This window comes from Leptospira kanakyensis, from assembly GCF_004769235.1.
Classification (GTDB): Bacteria; Spirochaetota; Leptospiria; order Leptospirales; family Leptospiraceae; genus Leptospira_A; species Leptospira_A kanakyensis.
This window is the reverse complement of record NZ_RQFG01000012.1, coordinates 317012-338717: the sequence shown is the minus strand read 5'-3', so window position 1 is coordinate 338717 and position 21706 is coordinate 317012. Positions and strand designations below refer to the sequence as shown.

Here is a 21706-nt window from a genome sequence, read left to right as displayed (position 1 = left end):
GGTGTAAGTTCAGTAATGGATTCAGCCAAGTGATACTAATCGCTCGATCGGCTTGACCATATTACAATATACACGTGTTCAACGTGTATGTATAGATTATAGCGTTGTTTGTTTTACTTTGTTCTGTTTGGCGGTCTGCGCCGATGGACTTTTTGCTAGGCTAACGCTCCGCAAAAGTCCCAACCTCACTCCCTATGGGTCGTTGCGGTTGGCTTTCCCTCATCGGGAAGATAGAACCCTTGTCGTATATAGTTGAAGAAAAGTAAGATAAGAAGAAGCCTTACCTCGAAAGATGTGAGGCTTTTTTTATGCCTGAATACCTGTTCGCATCCCTGTTTTGTCTGAGGTAGGATATACCCTAAAAAGTAATTGAGTTATGAATCTTAGAAAGTAATGTTTGTTAGATTTTGATTTCAAATAATAAAACAGGAATTTGATTTTCATATTCTGATCGGAATGCATTAAATGAATAAAAAAAGCCTCTCTGAGCGAGATATATGCTCTAAATTTATTAATCCTGCACTGGAAGCATCTGGTTGGGATTTGCAGTGGCAAGTGAGAGAGGAATTTCCGATTACAAACGGACGTATTATTGTTCGTGGAAAACTTCATACCAGAGCAAAGAATAAACGTGCAGACTATGTTTTGTTTTATAAATCTAATATTCCGATTGCTGTGATCGAAGCAAAAGACAATCGGCATTCTGTTGGTGATGGAATGCAACAAGCCCTTCAATATGCAGATTTGTTAGAAGTTCCATTTGTTTTTAGCTCTAACGGAGATTCTTTTTTATTTCATAACAAACTTGTGAGTGAGGGAAACCTAGAAACTGAATTGGGTTTGGATCAATTTCCAAATCCAGAATCACTTTGGAAAATGTGGAAAGAGGAACAAGGACTTGACTCAGTGCAGGAAGAGCTTGTCACCCAAGATTATCATAGTGATGGATCAAATAAATCACCAAGATACTATCAAATTTTAGCAATTAACAAAACGATCGAGGCCATTGCGAAGGGTCAAAAGCGTCTCTTACTTGTTATGGCGACAGGGACTGGGAAAACATACACGGCATTCCAAATCATTTGGAGGTTATGGAAATCCAAGACAAAAAAACGAATCTTGTTTTTGGCAGATAGAAATATCTTGGTAGACCAAACAATGACTAACGATTTTAAGCCGTTTGGATCTGCAATGACCAAAATTCAAAAGAGACAAGCGAACAAATCGTACGAAATTTATCTTTCTTTGTATCAAGCAGTCACTGGCACGGAAGAAGAACAAAATATCTATAAACAATTTTCGCCAGATTTTTTTGATTTGATCGTAGTGGATGAATGTCATAGGGGAAGTGCAGCCGAAGATTCTAATTGGCGTGCTATACTTGAATACTTTTCTTCTGCGACTCAAATTGGACTAACCGCAACACCCAAAGAAACAAAGGATGTTTCTAATATCCATTATTTTGGGGAACCAGTGTATACATATTCGCTAAGACAAGGGATTGAAGACGGGTTTCTTGCGCCTTACAAAGTGATTCGGATTGACTTAGATAAGGATTTATCTGGCTGGCGACCTGAAAAGGGAATGCGAGATAAGTATGGAAATGAAATTGAAGATAAAGTTTATAAACAAAGTGATTTTGATAAAAAAGTTATCTTAGACAAACGAACGGAACTTGTTGCTTCGAAAGTCAGTGAATTTTTGAAGCAGAACGATCGTTTTCATAAGACCATTGTATTCTGTGAAAATATAGATCATGCGGAAAGAATGAGGCAAGCACTGGTCAATGAAAACAGCGATTTGGCTAGTCAAAATAGTAAGTATGTGATGAGGATTACAGGGGATAGTGAAGAAGGTAAAGAAGAGCTGGATAATTTTATCTTCCCTGAATCCAAATACCCAGTGATTGCAACGACATCCAAACTCATGACAACAGGTGTGGATGCGCAAACATGCAAACTGATAGTCCTCGACCAACATATCCAATCGATGACGGAATTCAAACAAATCATTGGTCGCGGAACACGCATTAACGAAGATTTTGATAAGTACTATTTCACCATTATGGATTTTAAACGGGCAACGGAGTTGTTTGCGGATCCTGATTTTGATGGAGACCCCGTGCAGATTTATGAACCAAAGGAAGGAGAGTCAGTAACACCTCCGGAATCTTTGGATGAGGAAATGGATGGAGATGTTGGTTCATCCAACGGTGTCACTGGATTCGGCGAAAATGAATCTGAATTTGATCCCTCCTTACGCTTCGATGGAAGAGAATTTCAGGAAGGGGATTTGCCTCGAAATCGTGTATTGAAATACTATGTGGATAGTGTGGAAGTTCGTGTAGCTTCGGAGCGAGTGCAATACTTTGATGCCAATGGAAAACTGGTGACTGAGTCTTTGAAAGACTACACCAGAAAAACTGTGACCAAAGAATTTTCCACACTTGATGAGTTCCGAAAGCATTGGAATGCTACAGAAAGAAAACAAGCGATCTTAGAAGAACTAGCAAACCAAGGAGTCTTTTTAGAAGCTCTTGCGGAAGATGTGGGAAAGGATGTGGATCCCTTTGATTTGATCTGCCACGTAGTCTGGGACAAACGTCCTTTGACAAGACGGGAACGGGCCGACAGAGTCAAAAAAACGAATTACTTTGAGAAGTATGGGGAAGCAGCACGAAAGGTTTTGGATGCGCTTCTTGAAAAATACGCAGACTCAGGTGTGGTTCAAATTGAAGAAACACAAATCCTTACGATCAATCCATTTCCTGAATTTGGAACACCGATGGAGATCATCCAAGAATTTGGTGGGATTGAAAAATACAACGATGCCATTACAGGTTTGGAAAATGCACTGTACCTTGAGATAGCATAAACTAAGATTGATTTAGACAGTATGGCAATTGGAACTTTAATTAAGTCGATTCAAGATATTATGCGTAAAGACGTGGGCGTTGATGGCGATGCCCAACGAATCAGCCAGATGGTATGGCTTCTCTTTTTAAAGATTTTTGATGATAAAGAAAAAGAATGGAAACTGACCCTCAAAGATTATAAATCCCCACTTGCCTCTCGGTTTCAATGGAGCAGTTGGGCATCCAATGCTGAAGGGATGACCGGGGAAGAGCTGATTGATTTTGTGAATAATAATCTTTTTCCTGCGTTAAAGAAACTGGCAACCCAGGCTGGAGTGAGTGCACAAGGAAGAGTTGTTGGTAGTGTCTTTGAGGATGCTTACAACTATATGAAGTCTGGCACCTTACTTCGACAGGTGATCAACACCATCGAAGAAGATTTGGATTTTAATAATTCTACCGACAGACATTTGTTTAATGATATTTATGAAAAGATCCTTGCCGATTTGCAATCTGCAGGAAACGCAGGAGAATACTATACTCCAAGGGCTGTGACTCAGTTTATGGTGGATATCATTGATCCGAAATTGGGGGAAACCATTTTGGATCCAGCTTGTGGGACAGGTGGGTTTCTCACCACATCCATCGAACACTTAAAAAATCAGACAAAAACTGCAAAAGACAAACAGATTTTACAAACTACCATTCACGGTGTGGAAAAAAAGCCTCTTCCTCATATGCTTTCTCTCACCAATATGATGTTACATGGGATTGAAGTTCCTACCAATATCCGCCATGATAATACTCTCAGCCGACCTTTGAAGGATTACGGTCCTAAAGATAGAATGGATATTATCATCACAAATCCTCCATTTGGTGGAATGGAAGAGGATGGGATTGAAAATAATTTCCCCAAAAAATACCAAACGCGTGAAACTGCCGATTTATTTATGGCCCTCATCATGCATCTTCTGAAACATGATACAGGTCGTGCAGCAGTGGTGCTTCCCGATGGATTTTTGTTTGGAGAAGGAACGAAAACCAATCTCAAACGAGAGTTACTCGAAGAGTTTAACTTACATACAATTGTTCGCCTTCCCAAAGGAGTGTTTAGTCCTTATACCGGGATCAATACTAACCTCCTTTTTTTTGAAAAGGGAGGTCCTACCAAACAAGTTTGGTTTTTTGAACATCCGTATCCACCAGGTTACAAATCCTATTCACGTTCTAAACCTTTGACGATTGCGGAATTTGATCTCGAAAAAAAATGGTGGAACAAACGAAAGGAAACGGAATTTGCCTGGAAGGTGAGTGCCAAAGACATTGTTTCCCGCAATTACAATCTGGATTTTAAAAATCCGCATGTTGTGGATGTGGTGCACCGTGATCCAGAAGAACTAACAAAAGAATATGAAGAGGTTTCGAAAGAACTAAACCAGGTAAGAGACAAACTAAAACGCGAGCTGATGAAAGCGTTAGGTGGGAAATGAACCCACTCCTCCAAACCCATTTTGATAACGCCCTCGAACACCCCAACGGAATCAAAAAACTCCGAGAACTCATCCTTACCCTTGCGATGCAGGGAAAACTTGTTGAACAAGATCCAAACGACCAGCCTGCAAGCGAACTACTGAAAGAGATCCAAGCGGAGAAGGCGCGTTTGGTGGCAGAAGGCAAGGTGAAGAAGAGTGAAACATTGCCAGCGGTAAAGGAAGAGGAGATGCCATTTGTGATTCCGAAGGGATGGGAGTGGGTGCGGGTGGGGGAGGTGTTAGAATATTTACAGAGAGGAAAAAGCCCAAAATATTCAGAAGAACCTAAGATCCCTGTAATTGCACAAAAATGTATCCAATGGAATGGATTTCGTTCGGAATTGATAAAGTATATAGAACCAGATTCCCTAAAATCATATTCTGCCGACAGATATGTTCGTAACAATGATGTTCTCATAAATTCTACTGGAACAGGCACACTAGGAAGAATTCATTTATATCAAAATGATTTGAATTTCGAAATAGTTGTATGTGATTCTCATGTTACGATTGTTCGATCAATAAAAATTCACACAACCTACCTATATAAATATTTCTGTACAAGAGAAATTCAGAATAGATTTGAATCAAATGCTTCGGGTTCGACAAATCAAATTGAATTAAATATATCAACTATAGCTTTAACCCCGCTCCCCCTTCCTCCGCTCGCCGAACAAAAACGAATCGTAGATAAGATCGGTGAACTTTTTCTGTTATGCGACGAACTGGAAACACTCAAAAAATCCAAAGACACCAAACGAAAAGACCTCCACCAATCAGTCATTACACAGATGTTAGAAGCCGATTCGCAGGAAAGTTTTCAAAAACACTTTCAATTTCTCACAACTCATTTTCAGGAACTTTACTCTGTGAAAGAGAATGTCAAAGAACTGCGGAAGGCAGTGTTGCAATTGGCGGTGATGGGGAAGTTGGTTCCTCAGGATCCGAATGATCAGCCTGCGAGTGAGTTATTAAAAGAGATCCAAGCGGAAAAGGCGCGTCTCTTGGCAGAGGGGAAGATCAAAAAGAGTGAGGCACTGCCAGTAGTAAAGGAGGAAGAGAAGCCATTTGTCATTCCTAAGGGATGGGAGTGGGTGCGGTTGGGGGAGGTTCTCCAGAAGTTTGGTGCTGGAAGTACTCCTTTAGGTGGAAAATCTGTTTATACCACTGATGGTATAATGTTTTTAAGATCTCAAAATGTTTGGAATGATGGTTTATATTTGGATGACGTTGCACGGATTTCAAAATCAATTCATGAAAAAATGAAAGGAACCAAAGTAATCGGAAATGATATTCTTTTGAATATTACTGGAGCATCAATTGGACGTTCGACAATTTTTCCTTTGAATTTTGAGGAGGCAAATGTTTCACAGCACGTAGCAATATTAAGAACATTTACTCCCAGTATAGTCACATATTTGCATAAATTGATAATATCAGACTTTTTTCAAAATTTAGTTTTTAAAGAGCAGGTTGGTGTATCCCGTGAAGGATTAAGTATGACAAAGCTGTCAAAATTTCCTCTCCCCCTTCCTCCTCTTGCCGAACAAAAACGGATTGTGGAAAAGGTGGACGAGTTTTTGGCGTTATGCGATGAGCTGGAAGAAAGGATCGGGAAGGCGGAGGAGAAAAGAGGAGAGATTTTGAAGGGGATGGTGCGGGTGTGAGGAAATGGAACGTGGATTCTAGGGAGAGGGAGAAGTGAATCATTTTTTTAGAAATCCCATTGACAAGTATTGTCAATCTACCGATGTTATAGATGGCATACCCGCCATGCCTCTGCTCTGCATGCACACTTGTGGCGGGTTTTCCTTTTTTTGGGGTTTTCTTTGAAATACACCAAACCTCATCTTCCCTACGAAAAACAAGCGGATCAACTTTTAGAGCGAGGGCTCATTGCAGATCGGGCCGAGCTGATTCAAAAACTAAGCCAAGTTTCTTATTATCGACTCAGTGGGTATTGGTTCCCCTTTCGCGATTTTCCTGGTGAACAGTTCAAGCCCAATACTTCGTTAGATGAAATTTGGAATCGATATGCATTCGATAGAAGATTACGTTTTCATTTGTTAGATGGGATTGAAAGAATTGAAGTCTATATTCGGTCACGTTTGACATATGAGTTTACTTTTCAGCATGGAGCATTCGGATATTTGGAGGCAAAAAATTTTCCAGGCATCTTGCCAAGTGAACACCATAAACTCATAGTTAAAATTGAAAAAGAAGTTCTTCGTAGTAGTGAAACATTTATAGAACATTTTAATAAGAAATATCAAGACTCACATCCGTTACCACCTCTTTGGATGGTTGCAGAACTCTTTAGTTTTGGGACTATGCTTTCTTTATTACGAGGAGTCAACGCAAATGTTAGGAAACCAATTGCAGATGATTTGAATCTTGACACATCTGTCTTGTTATCATGGATACGGTCGTTAAACGGTGTCAGAAATATGTGTGCGCATCACGGGAGGATTTGGAACCGTCAGTTTGGTGATAAACCTATCATTCCAAGGAAAGATAATGATTGGAAAACTCCTGTTCAAATTCGGAATGATAGAGTTTTTGGTATTCTAACAGTGATTAAATATTGCTTAAATACGATTGTGCCTCAGAGCCAGTGGCCGATGAGATTCAGAGAATTGTTAGATGGTTTTTCAAACATTCCGATGAACCAAATGGGATTTCCTATGAATTGGGAAGATTGTCCGATATGGAAAATATAGTCATAAATGTGTAAATCATTGATGAGTAACTTCAAAACAAAAGTAAAACATGGAAAAAATCAATTTTACTTATACAAATTTTCGAATCTTACAACTAGCAAACTAAAATCAATTTTAAGATCGCCAATTCTAGAGTTTTCAATCAATTAATCCCCCCTCTCTTTGGTTGACAAAACAACCAATTCTCCTTACGATATATCTATGAATCGGGAAGATGAGGAAACCTTAAACAATTTAATCAAAGGTGGACTCTTAGGCGCAGGTTTGACGGCACTCCTAAAACGTCAGGCCGATGGTGAAGATATGGCTGTTGGTGCGATTCTAGGTGCGGCAATCCTGGCTTCGTTTAAGGCATCGGAAAGAGCAAAAGAGACAAAGATTCCTGTTTTAGTGCAAGAGGGAAATTCTCTTTATTGGAAACATTCCGATGGTCGGAAAGAATTCTTCAAAGAATTGCCAAACAACTCAAAACATTTACCTACTTATTTTAAGCTATCTTAGATGAGTAAAAAACGTCTTCGTATTTTTGCTGGTCCCAATGGTTCGGGAAAATCTTCCTTTATCAAAGAATTTGAAAATACTGATCCTAGACACAAACTTGGTGTTTATGTGAATGCAGATGAGATCGAAAAGAAATTAAAAAATGATCATTTTTTAGTTATCAATCCTTATAAGATAGAAATTGCAACAGAGGAAATACAAAACTTCTTTCGCCTTTCCAAGTTTTCTCCCAAGAAAAGTGAAATTTTGGATCTTTGGAAACACTTTTCAGTCACGGATAACAAGCTATGTATTGATGAAAACTTAGAAATAAATTCCTACATAGCTGCAGATTTGGCAGAATTTCTGAGACAAAAATTGCTCGAAGCAAACATCTCCTTTTCATTTGAGACTGTTATGAGTGATATGAGGAAACTCGATTTTTTGAAAAAAGCAAAGGACGCTGGGTATGTAATTTATCTTTATTTTTTTTGCACTGTCGATCCAGAGATCAATAAGAACAGAGTTGAAATCAGAGTAAAAGAAAAAGGGCATAACGTTCCTCCGGAAAAGATAGAAGAACGCTATTATCGTAGTTTAGAAAATTTAAAAGAAGCAATCCGTATATCCAATCGGGCTTATCTTTTTGATACGTCCAGTGATGACTTTGAATCGTTACTATTCGCAGGTGTTACGAATGGGGTCGAAGTAGAAAAATTTACACAAAACAAGCTTCCTGCCTGGTTTATTAAATCTGTTGTAGATAAACAATAAATCCCCCGCGTTAGGGATCGACCGAGCGCCCTCGTCGAGGGAGAGCCCGACCCTTACACAATAACGTTCAACGATTCAAACCAAACCGGGAACGCCCAAATCTTTTAAATCATACATTCGATTTACATATCGATTTAGGCGGAGCAACGGTCGGGTGTATCTTGAAATTGATAGTCAAAGCCTTCGATTTCGAGTTTATCTTTATTCCAACGGGCTTGTCTTTTTTTTGTTTGGTGGGGAAGTGAGGAAGGGAGTTTTTGAAATTCTAATTGAATGACTTGTTCGGAAATCCATTGATACTTTCCTCTATACTTTGGTTTTTCCAGTGTGCCGTCACTTTCCCGAAATGCAACCAAAGAGAGTTCAAAGGAACCATTGGCATCAAACTTGATTTCCGAGATTGGCCCATAAGCACCTGGACTTGGACCAAACCAAATTATATTTGTAAAGAGTTCTTTGGGACTTAAACCTGCAATCTCATTAAATCGGTATGTATTATGAAGTAAGGAAAGATCTTTATCTTTCAGCATCAAACTTTTGTAAGTTTTTTTATATGTGACTGCCTGTTGCAATAACTGAAAAACGTCTTGTTCTTCTGTCAAATTCTCGCATTGACTGAGTAGGATGGTGTAAACGCAGGCCAGGTTATAGTTTGCGTATGGGTCATTCGGATTTTTCTTTAAACTTTCTTTGAACCACATTTTGGCCTGAGACCAGTTTTTCTGGTAAAAGGCATCAATGGCTTTTCGGTTAGTCACCGATAATGGTTCTGCAATGAGCGGAATTCCAAATCCAATCAAAAGAAAAATTGTGAGTAAATAGGTTCTAATGGGAGTCATTTTCTTTCGTATCTACAACGAACGATTTAGACCGAATCTCTTTGATTCGCAAGAGAAATTTTTATCGCAAAAAAAGAGTGGGCCAAGACATACACTCCTCAGTCCAATCCCTTTTTCCCATCTGCCCAGTAGGCACGAACCTTTAGCTTGTTAGTGGGGATTCCCGAATTTTTCAAATAGGCTCTGACTTGTTGGATCGAACTGGCCCGTCCGGTAAGAAAAACTTTTGCGTCGGGAATTTTTGAAATCAGATCAAACATTTCCTTTGCCATTGCTTGGAGATGAGATCCATCAAGGGATCGTTCCATCGTTCTATGCCCCGTAACTCCCAGATGACCTAGAGCTTCTTTCCCTGATGCAAGCGAATTCAATTCGAGGAAAGTGTGAGATGTCTTTTTCACATTGTTTTGCAGAACCTTCGCGATACCAAAGGAAGTCTCATCACCGAAAAGGATGGCATCTTCTTCAATGTTAGAAAAATCCAAAGAATCGCGAGGGCCGAAAACTTCGCAAGGGTCTCCTACTTTTAAGGAATGGATCCAAGTGGAGGCAGGGCCATCATTTCGCTTGTAAGCGATAAAAGAGAGTTTGCCTTCATTTTTATCCACGCTGATGGGAGTGTACGTGCGGTAGGTAAGATTACCTACATCGACTTGCACCTTACTTCCTGGAACCCACTTGGCTTCCTTTAACTTTGTTCCCGTCATTTCGATGAGAACAAAACCTTCTGCGAGTCTTTCCATTTTGGAAACTTTGGTCTGTGTGAGAAAAATACTAAAGACTGATTTGATACTGCGTTTGAAAAATGAATTTGATTCCGACATTGCATTTCTCCGTTCGGAACTACTTAGGCATTGCTGCAAAATGATCCGCTAAAATCAGGATGTTCTATCGGTATACAATCGCACAATACCAATTTTAGGAACCAGAACTTTGTTAAAATCGGCCCTTCAAAGGAAAGATATCAAGGAAGGGAAAAACAAATCACTTCATACACGGTGATTGGTTTTGATTTCCCTTTGACAACTACTTGATCAATTTCTCTAATCTCGAAACCATCATCTAGCGAGTATTTGCCGGCTACTTGTTTGAAAGTGGCATCCGATATGAGTATCGGGCAATTGTAATGTTTTGTTAATCCTTCTATCCTAGAGGCTAAGTTTACATTGTCACCAATGACGGTATAATCCAACCTTCGATCTGAGCCGATATTGCCAACAATGGCATCTCCAGTATGGATTCCTATTCCAACTTGTAATCTGTCTTCTGGATTCACCATCTTTTGGTTTAATTTTTCCAATTCGCGAATCATTGCCACAGCAGATTTGACGGCGCGGAGTGCGTCATCATCTCGTTTGAATGGCGCACCAAATATGGTCATGATGGCATCGCCGATAAACTTATCAATTGTTCCGTTGAATTTGAATATGACATCTGTCATGCGAGATAAATATTCATTTAAAAATTGAACAACTTCTTCGGCAGACCGTTGTTCTGAAAATTTTGTAAAAGATCGGATGTCTGAAAAAAGAACGGTTACTTCTTTGTTTTCACCACCAGGCTCTAACTGCACCTTGTTTTTATAAAATTCACTGACTAACTGTGAAGGAAGAAATCTTTCCATCATTTGTTTTGCATTGGCTTCTTTTACCATTTCGATATTGGAAACTGTAGTTAGATATCCCATTCCAAGCATCATCGCCAATCCAAATATCATGGGAATCAAATCAAATGGGTAACCATCTTCTAATCCAATGGAGACCACAAGGAAATAGATAAATGCCAAAATAGCGCCGTAGATCGTTCCTGCTTTCGAGTGCCTCAGAAGATTGAACTGGAAAACAAACATGGCACTTGTCATTGCGATAAAATAGATGAGGCCGTTTCCTTTTAGAATCGTTGGGTCAAGAAAAATCATAAGGCCAATGATGAAATAATCTAAAGTGATCGTGAAAAATTTCAGATACGGTTTGTAAGGTAAATAAAACAAAAAAAACAAAACAAGGGTGGCAAAGATTAGAAATAAAATATCCAATCCAACAGTGATGAGGCTTGTCGGAACAATGGTATAATGGATCCATCCAAAATAGGATAAACTATCTAAAATAGAAGTGACTGAAAATAGGGCAAACCGAACAAAAGCGACAGTTTTTTCGTTTTTCATCTCCCTTGCGATTAAGATTTCATCAACTAATGAAAGTTTCATGTATTAAACCATATCAAAAATTTAGAGTTGGTATTCCGAAATCAAATTGAAAAATGAAGGTTTAGTTTTTTAAAAATTCGGAATCTATCCGTCATGATAGGAGGTGAGTTGTGTGGAAGGCGAGTCTATTTTGGCGACGGGAGCGTAAGCGCACCCCAGAGAGGCCCGACCCAGCCCTAAATATTATTTTAAAACTTAAATCGCATTGGGAACGCTCAAAACATTCTACCCCAAATCACACCAAACTTTCCATCCCCTTTGAGTCAGGCCAACGAACCTTTTGGTTCACCACCATGAGTATATAAATCGGAATTATATTTTATGTGTAATTTTACCTTAGGAAAAATTTAGTAAGGCAATTAGCAATTGTTTTTGAAACGACAGGTTTTGAGATAAAATCATCAAAGCCAACTTGGAAAGATTTTTCTTTTTCGTCAGTGGTTTCACCGGCAGTTAACGCTACAATGATCACGTTTTTGGGGTTTGATTTTTGAATTTCCCTAATTTTTAAAGTGGCATCAAATCCATTTGTTTTAGGCATTTGAATGTCCATAAAAATAAAATCAGGGGTTTCCTTTTGATAAATAGAAATTGCTTCTTCGCCATCTATTGCTTGTAAGACTAGAGCTTTTGGTACAATCCTTTGGAGCATTGTCTTAAGTAAGGTTAAGTTGATTTCGTTGTCATCTACGATTAAAATTTTTGGTTGGATCGAAATGAGTGAATGGTTTGATTGAATGGTTTCATGTTTGGATTCTTCAGAATTTTTTGGGACTGGTTCTTGTATCGAATTTGAAAATTCCATTTTTAAAACAAAAGAGAAGTTACTTCCAGTTCCGAACTCACTTTCAAGTTGTAGTTTTGAATTCATTTGTTTTAATAAATGATTGGTAATTGTGAGTCCAAGTCCGGTTCCACCATACTTTCTTGTAGTAGAGGAATCTTCTTGGGAGAACATTTCAAAGATTTTATCAAAACTTTCTTTTTCGATTCCAATTCCAGTGTCTTGAACACTAAAAAGAAGATTGGCTTCGGTATCGTTATTCAGTTTTAAAACTTTAATTTCAAAAGTGACAAATCCCTTTTCGGTGAATTTCACCGCGTTCCCAATGAGATTGATCAGAATCTGCCTAAGGCGAATCAAATCCATTTTTAAAAATTCAGGGATTTGGGGATCAATTTGGATTTTAAACTCAATATCCTTTTTTTGAAAAGAGTAAAACAATATAGATCTTAATTGGTCAACGAGGGTTCGGATAGGAAAGAATTCAAAATGAAGTTCTAGCTTTCCTGCTTCAATTTTCGAAAAATCTAAGATGTCATTGATCAGGTCGAGTAATGATAAAGCAGATGTATGAGCAATTTCTAAATATTCTTTTCTAACTTCTTCTTTCCCTTGAAGCATTAGATCCAGATAACCTATGACTGCGTTTAATGGTGTTCGGATTTCGTGACTCATGTTGGCTAGAAATTCAGATTTAGATTGGGTCGCACGAATTGCTTCTTCTTTTGCTATTCTTAATTCTTCCTCTGTTTCTTTAATGGATGTTATGTCTTGGTGAGACCCAAACATAAACGCTGGTTTCCCATCCTCTGTCCATTCAGCAACTCTCCCTTTATCAAGAATCCAAACCCAATGACCATTTTTATGTTTCATTCGGACTTCACATTCGTAATAGGGTTTTTTCCCTGCAAAATGTTCTTCGAGTACTTGATTGAGTCGGATCATGTCATCCGGATGGGTGAGTCCTGTCCATACATCATAATTGACTGGTCCAAGTTCTTCTAATGTATAACCTAAAATTTCTGCATACCGTTCGTTGACGATACTTGTATTGCCTATGAGATCCGTTTCCCAGGTACCTGCATTCATTGCTCTCACTAACTCAGCAAAACGATGCCTTTCATGGCGGATTATTTGGCCGTCGTCGTTATCTTCTCCTTTGTTATTAGAATTCATTTGGGTCATTCGATCTCGCTGTATTGCTATTAAAATAAGACGGGGAAACGCAGGGAATAATTTATGATTAATTTCTTAAAAAGGATACAAATTTGAGTATGGAAATTGACTGCACTGATTCAGAAACTTTGTATCGATTTAAAACGAGATTTTTACATAGGGAATTTGAATATCTTGATTTTTTTGTTCGGAATCAGTGGGAATAAAATGATACTGTCGGGACAAATAAAACAAAGTAGTAATACCTAAAAACCGTTTTCCTATTTCATACATTTAAACTTATGTAAGAATGGGTATGTTAAAAGATAAAATGATCAGTGATATGATCGTCCATGGATATGCAACGAAAACAATTCGGAATTACACAACATGTATGACTGTATTAACTCGGCACTTTCAAAAGTCTCCTTTGGATTTGGAACCTACAGATATATATAAATTTTTCCTATATCTGAGGTTGGAAAATCGCTCTGATTCTTCTCTGATTAATTTTTATAGTGCAATTCTGCTTTTTTATTCTTTAATAGATCGAAAAGAGATGTTACAGCTGGTTCCCTTACCAAAAAGAAAACGAACGGTTGTTTCTGTGTTTAGCCAAACAGAGATAGTTAGTTTACTTTCCAATTGTTGTACGTTTTGGGAGAAAATTATTTTTACCTTACTATATTCTTCAGGGATACGTATTGGTGAAGTGGTGAACTTACAGATATCAAATATTGATTTTGAAAGGAAGGCAATATTTATCGAATCAGGGAAGGGTGGTCATGCAAGATATGCAATTTTAGCAGATAAAACTGCCGCTTTACTCAAACAATATATAAAAATTTATAATCCTAAATCCTATTTGTTTTTTTCTCATAAAGGGAAAGATGTTGCTGTTAGTATACGCTCCATCCAAGCTGCCTTTCAAAAAATTAGAAAACTCGCTGGGATTCGGAAATATGGCACTGTCCATACTCTCCGCCATTCTTTTGCAACTCACCTTCTGGAGGATGGATATGGTTTGGTTTATATTCAAAAACTTCTAGGTCATGCGGATATAAAAACGACGCTCGTATATTTACATGTGAGTCCCGGTTCCCTTTTGCAAATTACAAGTCCCTTAGAGAAAATCGGAAATTTCAAACCAGGTATGTTCGAAAGCCAAAACCAATATGGATTTCAGTTTAGCTGAGTTTATCACCTAACGAAACCTACAAAAAGATCTCGATTTAAACTAGTTTTCCCATACGTTTTAATACGTGTTCTGCCATACCGGAAGCAAGTTGTTGTTCGCTGAGAAAAATTTTACCAATTTTCTCTTCTGTCCATAACTTTGCCTCGTCCTCATTGTGTGTGCGAATGACGGTTTCGATTTTTGGATTCAGTTTACGTGCGATTTCAACCATTTGGCGTACATGGAATGTATTTGAAGTCGCAGCAACTAACAAACTTGCATGGGCAATATGTGCTTGAACTAATACATTGGGATCTGATGCGTCACCGCACACGGCAGGAATTTCTCTTGCGCGTAATTTTTCCACAATCTCACGGTTGGATTCTGCAATAACGTAAGGGATTTTATGTTCATCCAGAGCATTGGCAATCCGTTTTCCGACTCGACCATAACCGACTAACACAACTTGACCAGATAAAAAAACATTATCTGTAGACATTGGTAACATGGAAAGAGGATCATCCGGCATTTCTAGTTTGCGTGCGAAAGAGGAATGTTTGCGGATCCATTTTTGAAACGGTTCCAGTGCTGCAAACAATGTGGAGTTAAATGCAATGGAAACCAAAGCACCTGCGACAATTAAGTTTCGACCCTCTATGTCTAAAAGACCCAGACTCACACCTAAGCCGGCTAAAATAAACGAGAATTCACCAATTTGGGCAAGACTCGCACCCACTGTTAATGCGGTGTTTAGCGGATAACGAAAGATGAGCACTAGTGCGATGGCAACGAGTGTTTTTCCGAACATGATGATGGCAATGACAGCAAACACCTTTAACGGTTGTTCCACCAAGATATGTGGATCAAAAATCATTCCGACGGAAACAAAAAATAATACGGCAAAGGCATCACGTAAGGGCAGTGACTCTTCTGCTGCTCGATGACTGAATTCAGATTCACGTAACATCATACCGGCAAAAAAAGCACCTAATGCAAAAGATACGTCGAATAATAGGGCGGATCCATAAGCCACGCCGACTGCTGTAGCAATAACACACAAACTGAATAACTCACGTGAACCGGTGCCGGTAACCCACCACAAAACTTTGGGTAACAAACGTTTTCCTACTACCAACATAACGATCACAAATGCGATTACTTTGGCGAGGGTCACAACAAGTGTAACCATTATATTTGTATCATTTGTCTGATTGATGCCGGAAGCCTGGCTACCCATGATTCCCGCTAAAGGTGGTAATAATACAAGCACAAGTACCATTACTAAATCTTCTACGACTAACCAACCGATGGCGATGCGCCCATTGATGCTATCGATGACACCGCGTGTTTCCAGTGCCTTGAGGAGTACTACTGTACTGGCAACAGAAAGTGCCAACCCAAATACAGCGGCTTCTCCCCAACTGCCTCCCCAGAATAAAATGGCAGCGGCTCCGAGTATGGTTGCTACTAAAATTTGTACAATGGCGCCAGGGATCGCAATGCGTTTTACCGACATTAAGTCTTCGATGGAAAAATGAAGTCCTACACCAAACATCAGCAACATGACACCTATTTCAGCAAGTTGTGCAGTAAGTTCCGCATCCGCCACAAAACCTGGGACGTAAGGACCAACAATGATGCCAGCAATTAAATATCCCACGAGTGGAGGCATTCTTAGACGGATGGAGATAAATCCTAAGATCATTGCCAGACCAAGGCCGACAGCAACAGTTGAAATCAAATTAACTTCATGGGGCATATAAAATTAGAATGATAATAGTCCTCATGTTACAATCTTTTTTTGTCGCGGATTCTGCTTCTTTGGATCAATGGGATTCGTTTTCATGTGAACTTGAAGTCACATTTGTAATGATTGATATATATCAATGAGCCTTTGGTGGGTATAAAATTTTGATGGTTAATTTGTATGATTTCTTTTTTTAATCATTGATTAAAATGATTTCTATCTTGACTCTCTTTGTTTCCTTTGTCTTGTGAAGTCTCACTTTTGTTTTGGATTCTTTGCCTCTCTCATTTTATTTTGTTATTGTTCTAAAGTAGAATCTAAGATCATTCAAGAAACTTCCGCGTTCGAAGTTGTTGTGCCACCTTCCGATTTTTTTCTTTCTTCGATTTGTCCCTCGGGATGGAAAAAACAGAATCAGTTTTGTGTAATTGATTACAAATACATTGTTTCATTAGAGAAAAATGGTGGTCTTGGCCAACCCCTTCCAATGCCTAAACTTGATCCCCGTGTGATAGATTTAGGAAGATATCTTTTTTTCGATCCAATTCTATCAGGTGATAAACAACTATCCTGTGCTCATTGTCACCATCCCGCGTATAGTTTATCCGATGGTAGAAAACAAAGTATTGGGAATGGTGGAATCGGATATGGGCCGAATCGAAAAGATGGAGTTACCTTAAAAAGGTCGGCACCAAGTTTATGGAATGTTGTTTATATGAAAAATTTATTTTGGGATGGGAGAGCTTCTAGTTTGGAAGACCAAGCAGAAGGGCCACTCTATTCTCCAGAAGAAATGGGAAGTTCGCAAGAAATAATCGAATCACGGTTGAATGCTCTCCCGTTTTACCAAAAAATGTTCCGCCAAGCCTATGGCGTAAAAGAAAAAAAAATAACAGCAGCGTTAGTCATTGATGCCATTTCTTCTTTTGAAAGGTCACTGGTTTCTTTTAGCAGTCGATTTGATAAATGGTCTGCCGGAGATAAAAAAGCAATGAGTAGCGAAGAATTGTTAGGTTATAATGTCTTTCGTTCTTTTGTAGCAAGATGTGCCGAATGCCATCCACCGCCAATGTTTACGAATAATGTTTTTGCTACCATTGGGACTCTTGATTCAGGAGAAAGAGACTATGGTAGAGAATCCATTACAGGACAAGAATTACTAAGAGGATCTTTTCGGGTTCCAACTTTGAGAAATATTACGAAAACCGCACCTTATATGCATTCGGGAAATTTAGAAACTTTAGAAGAAGTGATCAATTTTTATAATGAGGGCGGAGGAAGGGGGAACGGTGCTTCTAATGATCTCAGAATCCATTGGCATGTTAGAAAAATGGACCTTAGCGAAAAGGAAATTAAGTCTCTAATTTCATTTCTAGGTACATTGAATGATGAAACGAACATGCCAAAGATTCCTAAGTTTGTTCCATCTGGTCTACCCGTAGCCATTGAATTTGAATCATATCATCATCGGAGTTCCAAATAATAATGAATTTTAAAAAACCTTTTCCATCTACTCGATTTTATTTTAATGTTAATCGTTTATCTCGCATACTACTCATTATATGTTTTTTCTTTTTGTTCACTAGCGAAATTTTTTCACGCACAATTGAAGTTCATGAAGGTGAATCCATCCAGAAGGCAATTGATTCTTTAGAAAAAGGAGATACGGTTAAAGTTTATCCTGGTATTTATCATGAATTTTTGTTTGTAGATAAAACATTTTTTACCCTATCTGGTGTGATAGTCAATGGTAGATGGCCAACTTTGGACGGAGGGGGTAAGTTGAATGATGGTGTGATTGGATCGGGTGCCAATTTCCTCATCGAAAATTTTCATATTAAAAATTATAAAGCAAACGGAGTGATGACCCAAGGAGCAGGGAATATCATCATGCGCAAACTCATTGTAGAAAACACCGGGATTTATGGAATTTATCCTACAATGGGAACCAATGTATTGATTGAAGATACCGTAAGTTTAGGGATTGCTGATGCAGCCATATATATTGGTATGTGCCACAACGTTGATGTTAGGCGAAATGAAGTGTATGGAAGTGTGATTGGGATTGAAATCGAAAATTCGACCAATGTATTAATTGAAGGAAATACTGTTTATGATAATTCAGCAGGAATTGTTGCCTTCGCTTTGCCCGGTCTTCCTTTAAAAAAAGTAGAAAATGTGATTATTCGAAATAACTTTATTTTTGATAACAATCATAGAAATTTTGCAGAGCCAGGTGCTCTTGTTGCTGGTGTTCCTCCTGGAATTGGGATTGGAGTGATGGCTGGCGATGCAGTAACCATTGAAGGTAATATCATTCGTAGAAATAGTTTTGCCGGGATTGGGATTGGTGATAATAACTTACTTCCGAATTCTAAGTCTCCAGATCCAGATGTAGAACCAAATCCAGACCGCAATAAAGTTCTAGAAAATGTTTTTATCGATAACGGAGTCCGCAAGTGGAATGATTTTATCTCCTGGATATTTTACGTGATAAGAATTCTATTTTCAGGAAATCCTATCCCCGAATCTCCTAACGGAGGGAAGGTGGGAGTTTTTCCAGATGGATATGATATTGTTGCCTCCGGTAAAGGCAAAGACAATTGTTTGATTGCGCCAGATTCAGTGACAAAAATTGGTACGAGTAGTTACGAAGTTTGTAATCCAAAAGAAACAACTGAAAAAATTAAAACTATGATTGGTGATCCGAAGTTGGGGGAAGCTAAATCAGACGAAAGAGAATTGGGGAAACAAGTGTTTGGTGCTGTGTGTTCTGGTTGCCATTCGATGAATATTCGCACAGTGGGACCCCCAATTAAAGAAATTCAGGAAAAATATAAAAAAGATGTTTATGGAGTTGTTTCCTTTGCTTCTATGCCTAAAAAAGTAAGAGCAGGTTTTATTGAAATGCCTTCTCAGAAATATTTAGGAAATGAGAAGTTAACAGCCGTTTCCAATTATATTTTGAATTTGAAAGATGAAGGGGCCAAAGGGGTGGTAAAATAATATGAATACAGAAAAAAAACTTCCCCAGATGAATCCATTTCACGGTGGAATCATTCCTATCATCCGATTGTTTACACCTGCTATACTAACCTTTGTTTTGATTTTTATCGTTCGATTATCCTCTAACGATGAGTCTTGGAAACGTAACCTTTTGGCAGTTTCTTTTTTTTGTTATTATATCGCAGTTTCTGTTTTTGGGATGTTACGTGTTACATCTGCCGTGGATGAAATTTTCGGGGAAGAAGATGTAGTTGAAGATAAAAAATCTCAAATGATACGGGCCAGACATTCTGTTAGGGTATTTTTTTCCCTTTGGTTTGTCGGAGGAGTGGCCATTCTTGCCGGTTTATACGTTGGAATGAGTAAAAACCGTTGGGATATGCCCATCCCTCTCCCTTCATTACAGATACTCAGTTCTGTTATTTGGGCCATCCTTTCTTCGTTATTATTACAGCTAATGAGTTTTCAAAGAGGACTTAAACTTAAGAAAGGAGGATCCACAAAAACCTATATAACAAATAGTTTTTTTGTATATGGTTTTCTAATTTTTCTATTCCCGATATATTTTCTGTTATATGCAGGAAACGGAAAAATATTAAACATCCCATATCTAATCGCATTTACTTTACCTACAAATCTTATCTTGGTATATTTGATCATTCGAAAATATAAATCAGTGATGTTGATTTTGGGTGATCATTCTGAATTATTTTTTCATCCAGATTCTAAATCTGCGGCAAAAAAAGCATTCACTGCTTTTTTACTGTTATTTGTTTTGATTAGTTTATTCTTTTTAGATTATTCTAGAAGAAAAAAATTACTTTGGATTTACTCAGCTAGAGAAAATCATATTTTTCTTTTTCAGACGTTACAACTTTTCGGAGTTGGAGTGAATGAAATGGATGAACACAAATACACTCCTCTTTTTTGGGCGATCCAAGGTGGTTCGCTTCCATTTGTACAATCGATCCTCAAGGAAGGGGCCGATGTAGAAGCCATCAATGAATTTGGACAAACTCCATTGATACTAGCAGTATTACTTAAAAATGAAGGGATCGTGAAAGAGTTAGTTTCATTTGGTTGTGATACCAACCGTGCCGATTCAATTGAGGGTCAAACTCCATTGATTTTAGCGGCAAGGGATGGAAGTCCGGAAATAGTAGAATATCTTTTGGAAAAAAAAGCCAATCCCTTACTTAAAAATAAAAAGGGACAGACAGCTCTGGATCTTGCTTTCGCAAATGGACACCAAAATATAGTAAAGATGCTGAAATTAAAGTAACCATCTTCTTACGTCAAGGATACGCAGGGCTTGGTCTGACGTTCGTCAGACGGAAGCGAAAGCGCACCCCGAAGTAGCCTGGCCCGTATCAGAAAAAAACTAAAAAAAACAACACCATTGGGGACGTCCCAAAAATTCTTAACGATGGGATCCAGATTTTCCTGGAATTAGTTTTTGTATTGATCAATTAAAGGTCTTGCTCTTGGTTCATAGTGATTATAAATAATGAATTTTATGCCTATCTTAGTGCTTGTATTTTTCTTTCAGTTATTTTCCTGCGGGGAGAATCCAAAACAGGATCGGTTTTTGCCTGAAACATTACCTTCGGAAGAGGTTGTCAAACTATCACTTTCGTCTGACTCGAATTTGGCGAAGTTACGGGAAGTTGCGAATATAAAAGGGCAAACGTTAACGGAATGGAAAGAGTCAGAACGTTCGTTTGTCACTGACCAAGAAATATCAAAGTATTGGTCGGTAGAAAAAAAAATTTTGCCAAGGGAGATTTCGGATACAGATTCAATTGACCGCTTGCGAGAATCGATTCGGATCCGCATTGTTTGGAGTCGTTTGTTCCACAAGTCAGGACTTAAATGGAAAGAAAAATCTTACGAGATTGGGAAAAAAGAAATTTTAGCAAAATTAAATTTGAAAAGTTCACCTAAGTTTGGTTCTTCGAGTGCTAAATGGGTAGTGATTGAGTGGAGCGATTACTTATGTAACTTTTGTCGTGAAACATTCCCTCATACAAAGAATATACTTTCCAAATACAAATCTCAAATTTTTTACATACACAAAGATTTCCCTTTGGATGGAGATTCCGAAGAAGGTTTACTTCCTTTAGCATTGGGTAGGTGTTTATGGGAAAAAGATCCTGAGAGGTTTACATTCCATATGCAAGGGTTATATGCGAATGCTAAAAAAATATATAAAGGTGAAGATTTATATGTGAGTGAGTGGGGATCCTATCCAGATTGCCAACCGCAAAATTTAAAATCTATCTACTTCGAAAAAGTGCGAATTGATATGAAAGAAGCTGCAGCACTCGGAGTGAATTCTGTTCCCAGTTTTTGGGTGAATGGGCGGTGGGTGGTTGGGGCCTTAAATGCAGAAACTTGGGAACGAGTTTTAAAAGATACGATGAGTCATTAAA

At 38.4% G+C, this 21706-nt stretch carries 16 protein-coding genes; 11 read left to right on the top strand and 5 right to left on the bottom strand.

Translation table 11 applies throughout. The features are described 5' to 3' along the window. The first annotated feature begins 465 nt into the window (after window positions 1-465). From hsdR to EHQ16_RS11030, 6 genes are all read left to right on the top strand, one after another. On the top strand, window positions 466-2874 hold the full coding sequence (hsdR, locus tag EHQ16_RS11055; protein WP_135635596.1) for an EcoAI/FtnUII family type I restriction enzme subunit R: 2409 nt from the start codon (window positions 466-468) through the stop codon (window positions 2872-2874). A 21-nt stretch (window positions 2875-2895) separates the two neighbouring features. Next, window positions 2896-4344, top strand: a complete 1449-nt coding sequence (locus tag EHQ16_RS11050) for a type I restriction-modification system subunit M (RefSeq protein WP_135635598.1) — start codon at window positions 2896-2898, stop codon at window positions 4342-4344. Further along, on the top strand, window positions 4341-6053 hold the full coding sequence (locus tag EHQ16_RS11045; RefSeq protein WP_135635600.1) for a restriction endonuclease subunit S: 1713 nt from the start codon (window positions 4341-4343) through the stop codon (window positions 6051-6053). Before EHQ16_RS11050 ends, EHQ16_RS11045 begins: the two co-directional genes overlap by 4 nt. Before the next feature lie 162 nt (window positions 6054-6215). Then, the gene (locus tag EHQ16_RS11040; RefSeq protein WP_135635602.1) at window positions 6216-7106 is read left to right on the top strand and encodes an Abi family protein; all 891 of its coding nucleotides are present in this window, start codon (window positions 6216-6218) and stop codon (window positions 7104-7106) included. A gap of 201 nt (window positions 7107-7307) precedes the next feature. After that, window positions 7308-7607, top strand: coding sequence for a hypothetical protein (locus EHQ16_RS11035; protein ID WP_135635604.1), 300 nt, complete (start codon window positions 7308-7310; stop codon window positions 7605-7607). Between the two features lie 108 nt (window positions 7608-7715). After that, window positions 7716-8360, top strand: coding sequence for an ATPase (locus tag EHQ16_RS11030; RefSeq protein ID WP_244242045.1), 645 nt, complete (start codon window positions 7716-7718; stop codon window positions 8358-8360). A 134-nt stretch (window positions 8361-8494) separates the two neighbouring features. Here the strand turns inward: EHQ16_RS11030 and EHQ16_RS11025 are convergent, their stop codons facing one another. The 4 genes from EHQ16_RS11025 to EHQ16_RS11010 all read right to left on the bottom strand — a co-directional run bounded on the left by EHQ16_RS11025 (window position 8495) and on the right by EHQ16_RS11010 (window position 13374). Next, on the bottom strand, window positions 8495-9199 hold the full coding sequence (locus EHQ16_RS11025; protein ID WP_135635608.1) for a hypothetical protein: 705 nt from the start codon (window positions 9197-9199) through the stop codon (window positions 8495-8497). 98 nt (window positions 9200-9297) lie between these two features. After that, entirely contained in the window at window positions 9298-10023 is a 726-nt protein-coding gene (locus EHQ16_RS11020) for a siderophore-interacting protein (protein WP_135635610.1), read from the bottom strand. A gap of 140 nt (window positions 10024-10163) precedes the next feature. Beyond that, window positions 10164-11405: an adenylate/guanylate cyclase domain-containing protein gene (locus tag EHQ16_RS11015; protein WP_135635612.1), complete on the bottom strand. Its 1242-nt coding sequence runs from the start codon at window positions 11403-11405 to the stop codon at window positions 10164-10166. Window positions 11406-11736: 331 nt separating this feature from the next. Beyond that, window positions 11737-13374, bottom strand: a complete 1638-nt coding sequence (locus EHQ16_RS11010) for a PAS domain-containing hybrid sensor histidine kinase/response regulator (protein WP_135635614.1) — start codon at window positions 13372-13374, stop codon at window positions 11737-11739. Between the two features lie 286 nt (window positions 13375-13660). Between EHQ16_RS11010 and EHQ16_RS11005 the strand changes: the two genes are divergently transcribed. After that, window positions 13661-14539, top strand: a complete 879-nt coding sequence (locus EHQ16_RS11005) for a tyrosine-type recombinase/integrase (RefSeq protein ID WP_135635616.1) — start codon at window positions 13661-13663, stop codon at window positions 14537-14539. A 37-nt stretch (window positions 14540-14576) separates the two neighbouring features. On the opposite strand, the gene EHQ16_RS11000 is transcribed toward EHQ16_RS11005, so the two are convergent. Next, window positions 14577-16262 carry a cation:proton antiporter domain-containing protein gene (locus tag EHQ16_RS11000; protein ID WP_208742282.1) on the bottom strand — a complete coding sequence of 562 codons (1686 nt, stop codon included), beginning with the start codon at window positions 16260-16262 and terminating at the stop codon, window positions 14577-14579. A 361-nt stretch (window positions 16263-16623) separates the two neighbouring features. Between EHQ16_RS11000 and EHQ16_RS10995 the strand changes: the two genes are divergently transcribed. The 4 genes from EHQ16_RS10995 (at window position 16624) to EHQ16_RS10980 (ending at window position 21705) form a co-directional block, all read left to right on the top strand. Next, window positions 16624-17751 (top strand): cytochrome-c peroxidase, encoded by a 1128-nt coding sequence (locus EHQ16_RS10995; protein ID WP_244242044.1) that lies wholly within the window; start codon window positions 16624-16626, stop codon window positions 17749-17751. Window positions 17752-17753: 2 nt separating this feature from the next. Beyond that, entirely contained in the window at window positions 17754-19274 is a 1521-nt protein-coding gene (locus tag EHQ16_RS10990) for a parallel beta-helix domain-containing protein (protein WP_135635622.1), read from the top strand. A 1-nt stretch (window position 19275) separates the two neighbouring features. Beyond that, window positions 19276-20556, top strand: coding sequence for an ankyrin repeat domain-containing protein (locus EHQ16_RS10985; RefSeq protein WP_135635624.1), 1281 nt, complete (start codon window positions 19276-19278; stop codon window positions 20554-20556). A gap of 225 nt (window positions 20557-20781) precedes the next feature. Then, complete coding sequence (locus EHQ16_RS10980; RefSeq protein ID WP_341867430.1) at window positions 20782-21705, top strand: thioredoxin domain-containing protein; 924 nt, start codon at window positions 20782-20784, stop codon at window positions 21703-21705. Window position 21706: the final 1 nt, after the last annotated feature.

Coding starts and splice junctions, on each gene's coding strand:
- EHQ16_RS11010 (WP_135635614.1), bottom strand. CDS start 13,374: ATGACCCAAATGAATTCTAATAACAAAGGAGAAGATAACGACGACGGC.
- EHQ16_RS11015 (WP_135635612.1), bottom strand. CDS start 11,405: ATGAAACTTTCATTAGTTGATGAAATCTTAATCGCAAGGGAGATGAAA.
- EHQ16_RS11005 (WP_135635616.1), top strand. CDS start 13,661: ATGTTAAAAGATAAAATGATCAGTGATATGATCGTCCATGGATATGCA.
- EHQ16_RS10990 (WP_135635622.1), top strand. CDS start 17,754: ATGAATTTTAAAAAACCTTTTCCATCTACTCGATTTTATTTTAATGTT.
- EHQ16_RS10980 (WP_341867430.1), top strand. CDS start 20,782: ATGAATTTTATGCCTATCTTAGTGCTTGTATTTTTCTTTCAGTTATTT.
- EHQ16_RS11045 (WP_135635600.1), top strand. CDS start 4,341: ATGAACCCACTCCTCCAAACCCATTTTGATAACGCCCTCGAACACCCC.
- EHQ16_RS11025 (WP_135635608.1), bottom strand. CDS start 9,199: ATGACTCCCATTAGAACCTATTTACTCACAATTTTTCTTTTGATTGGA.
- EHQ16_RS11035 (WP_135635604.1), top strand. CDS start 7,308: ATGAATCGGGAAGATGAGGAAACCTTAAACAATTTAATCAAAGGTGGA.
- EHQ16_RS10985 (WP_135635624.1), top strand. CDS start 19,276: ATGAATACAGAAAAAAAACTTCCCCAGATGAATCCATTTCACGGTGGA.
- EHQ16_RS11020 (WP_135635610.1), bottom strand. CDS start 10,023: ATGTCGGAATCAAATTCATTTTTCAAACGCAGTATCAAATCAGTCTTT.
- EHQ16_RS11050 (WP_135635598.1), top strand. CDS start 2,896: ATGGCAATTGGAACTTTAATTAAGTCGATTCAAGATATTATGCGTAAA.
- hsdR (WP_135635596.1), top strand. CDS start 466: ATGAATAAAAAAAGCCTCTCTGAGCGAGATATATGCTCTAAATTTATT.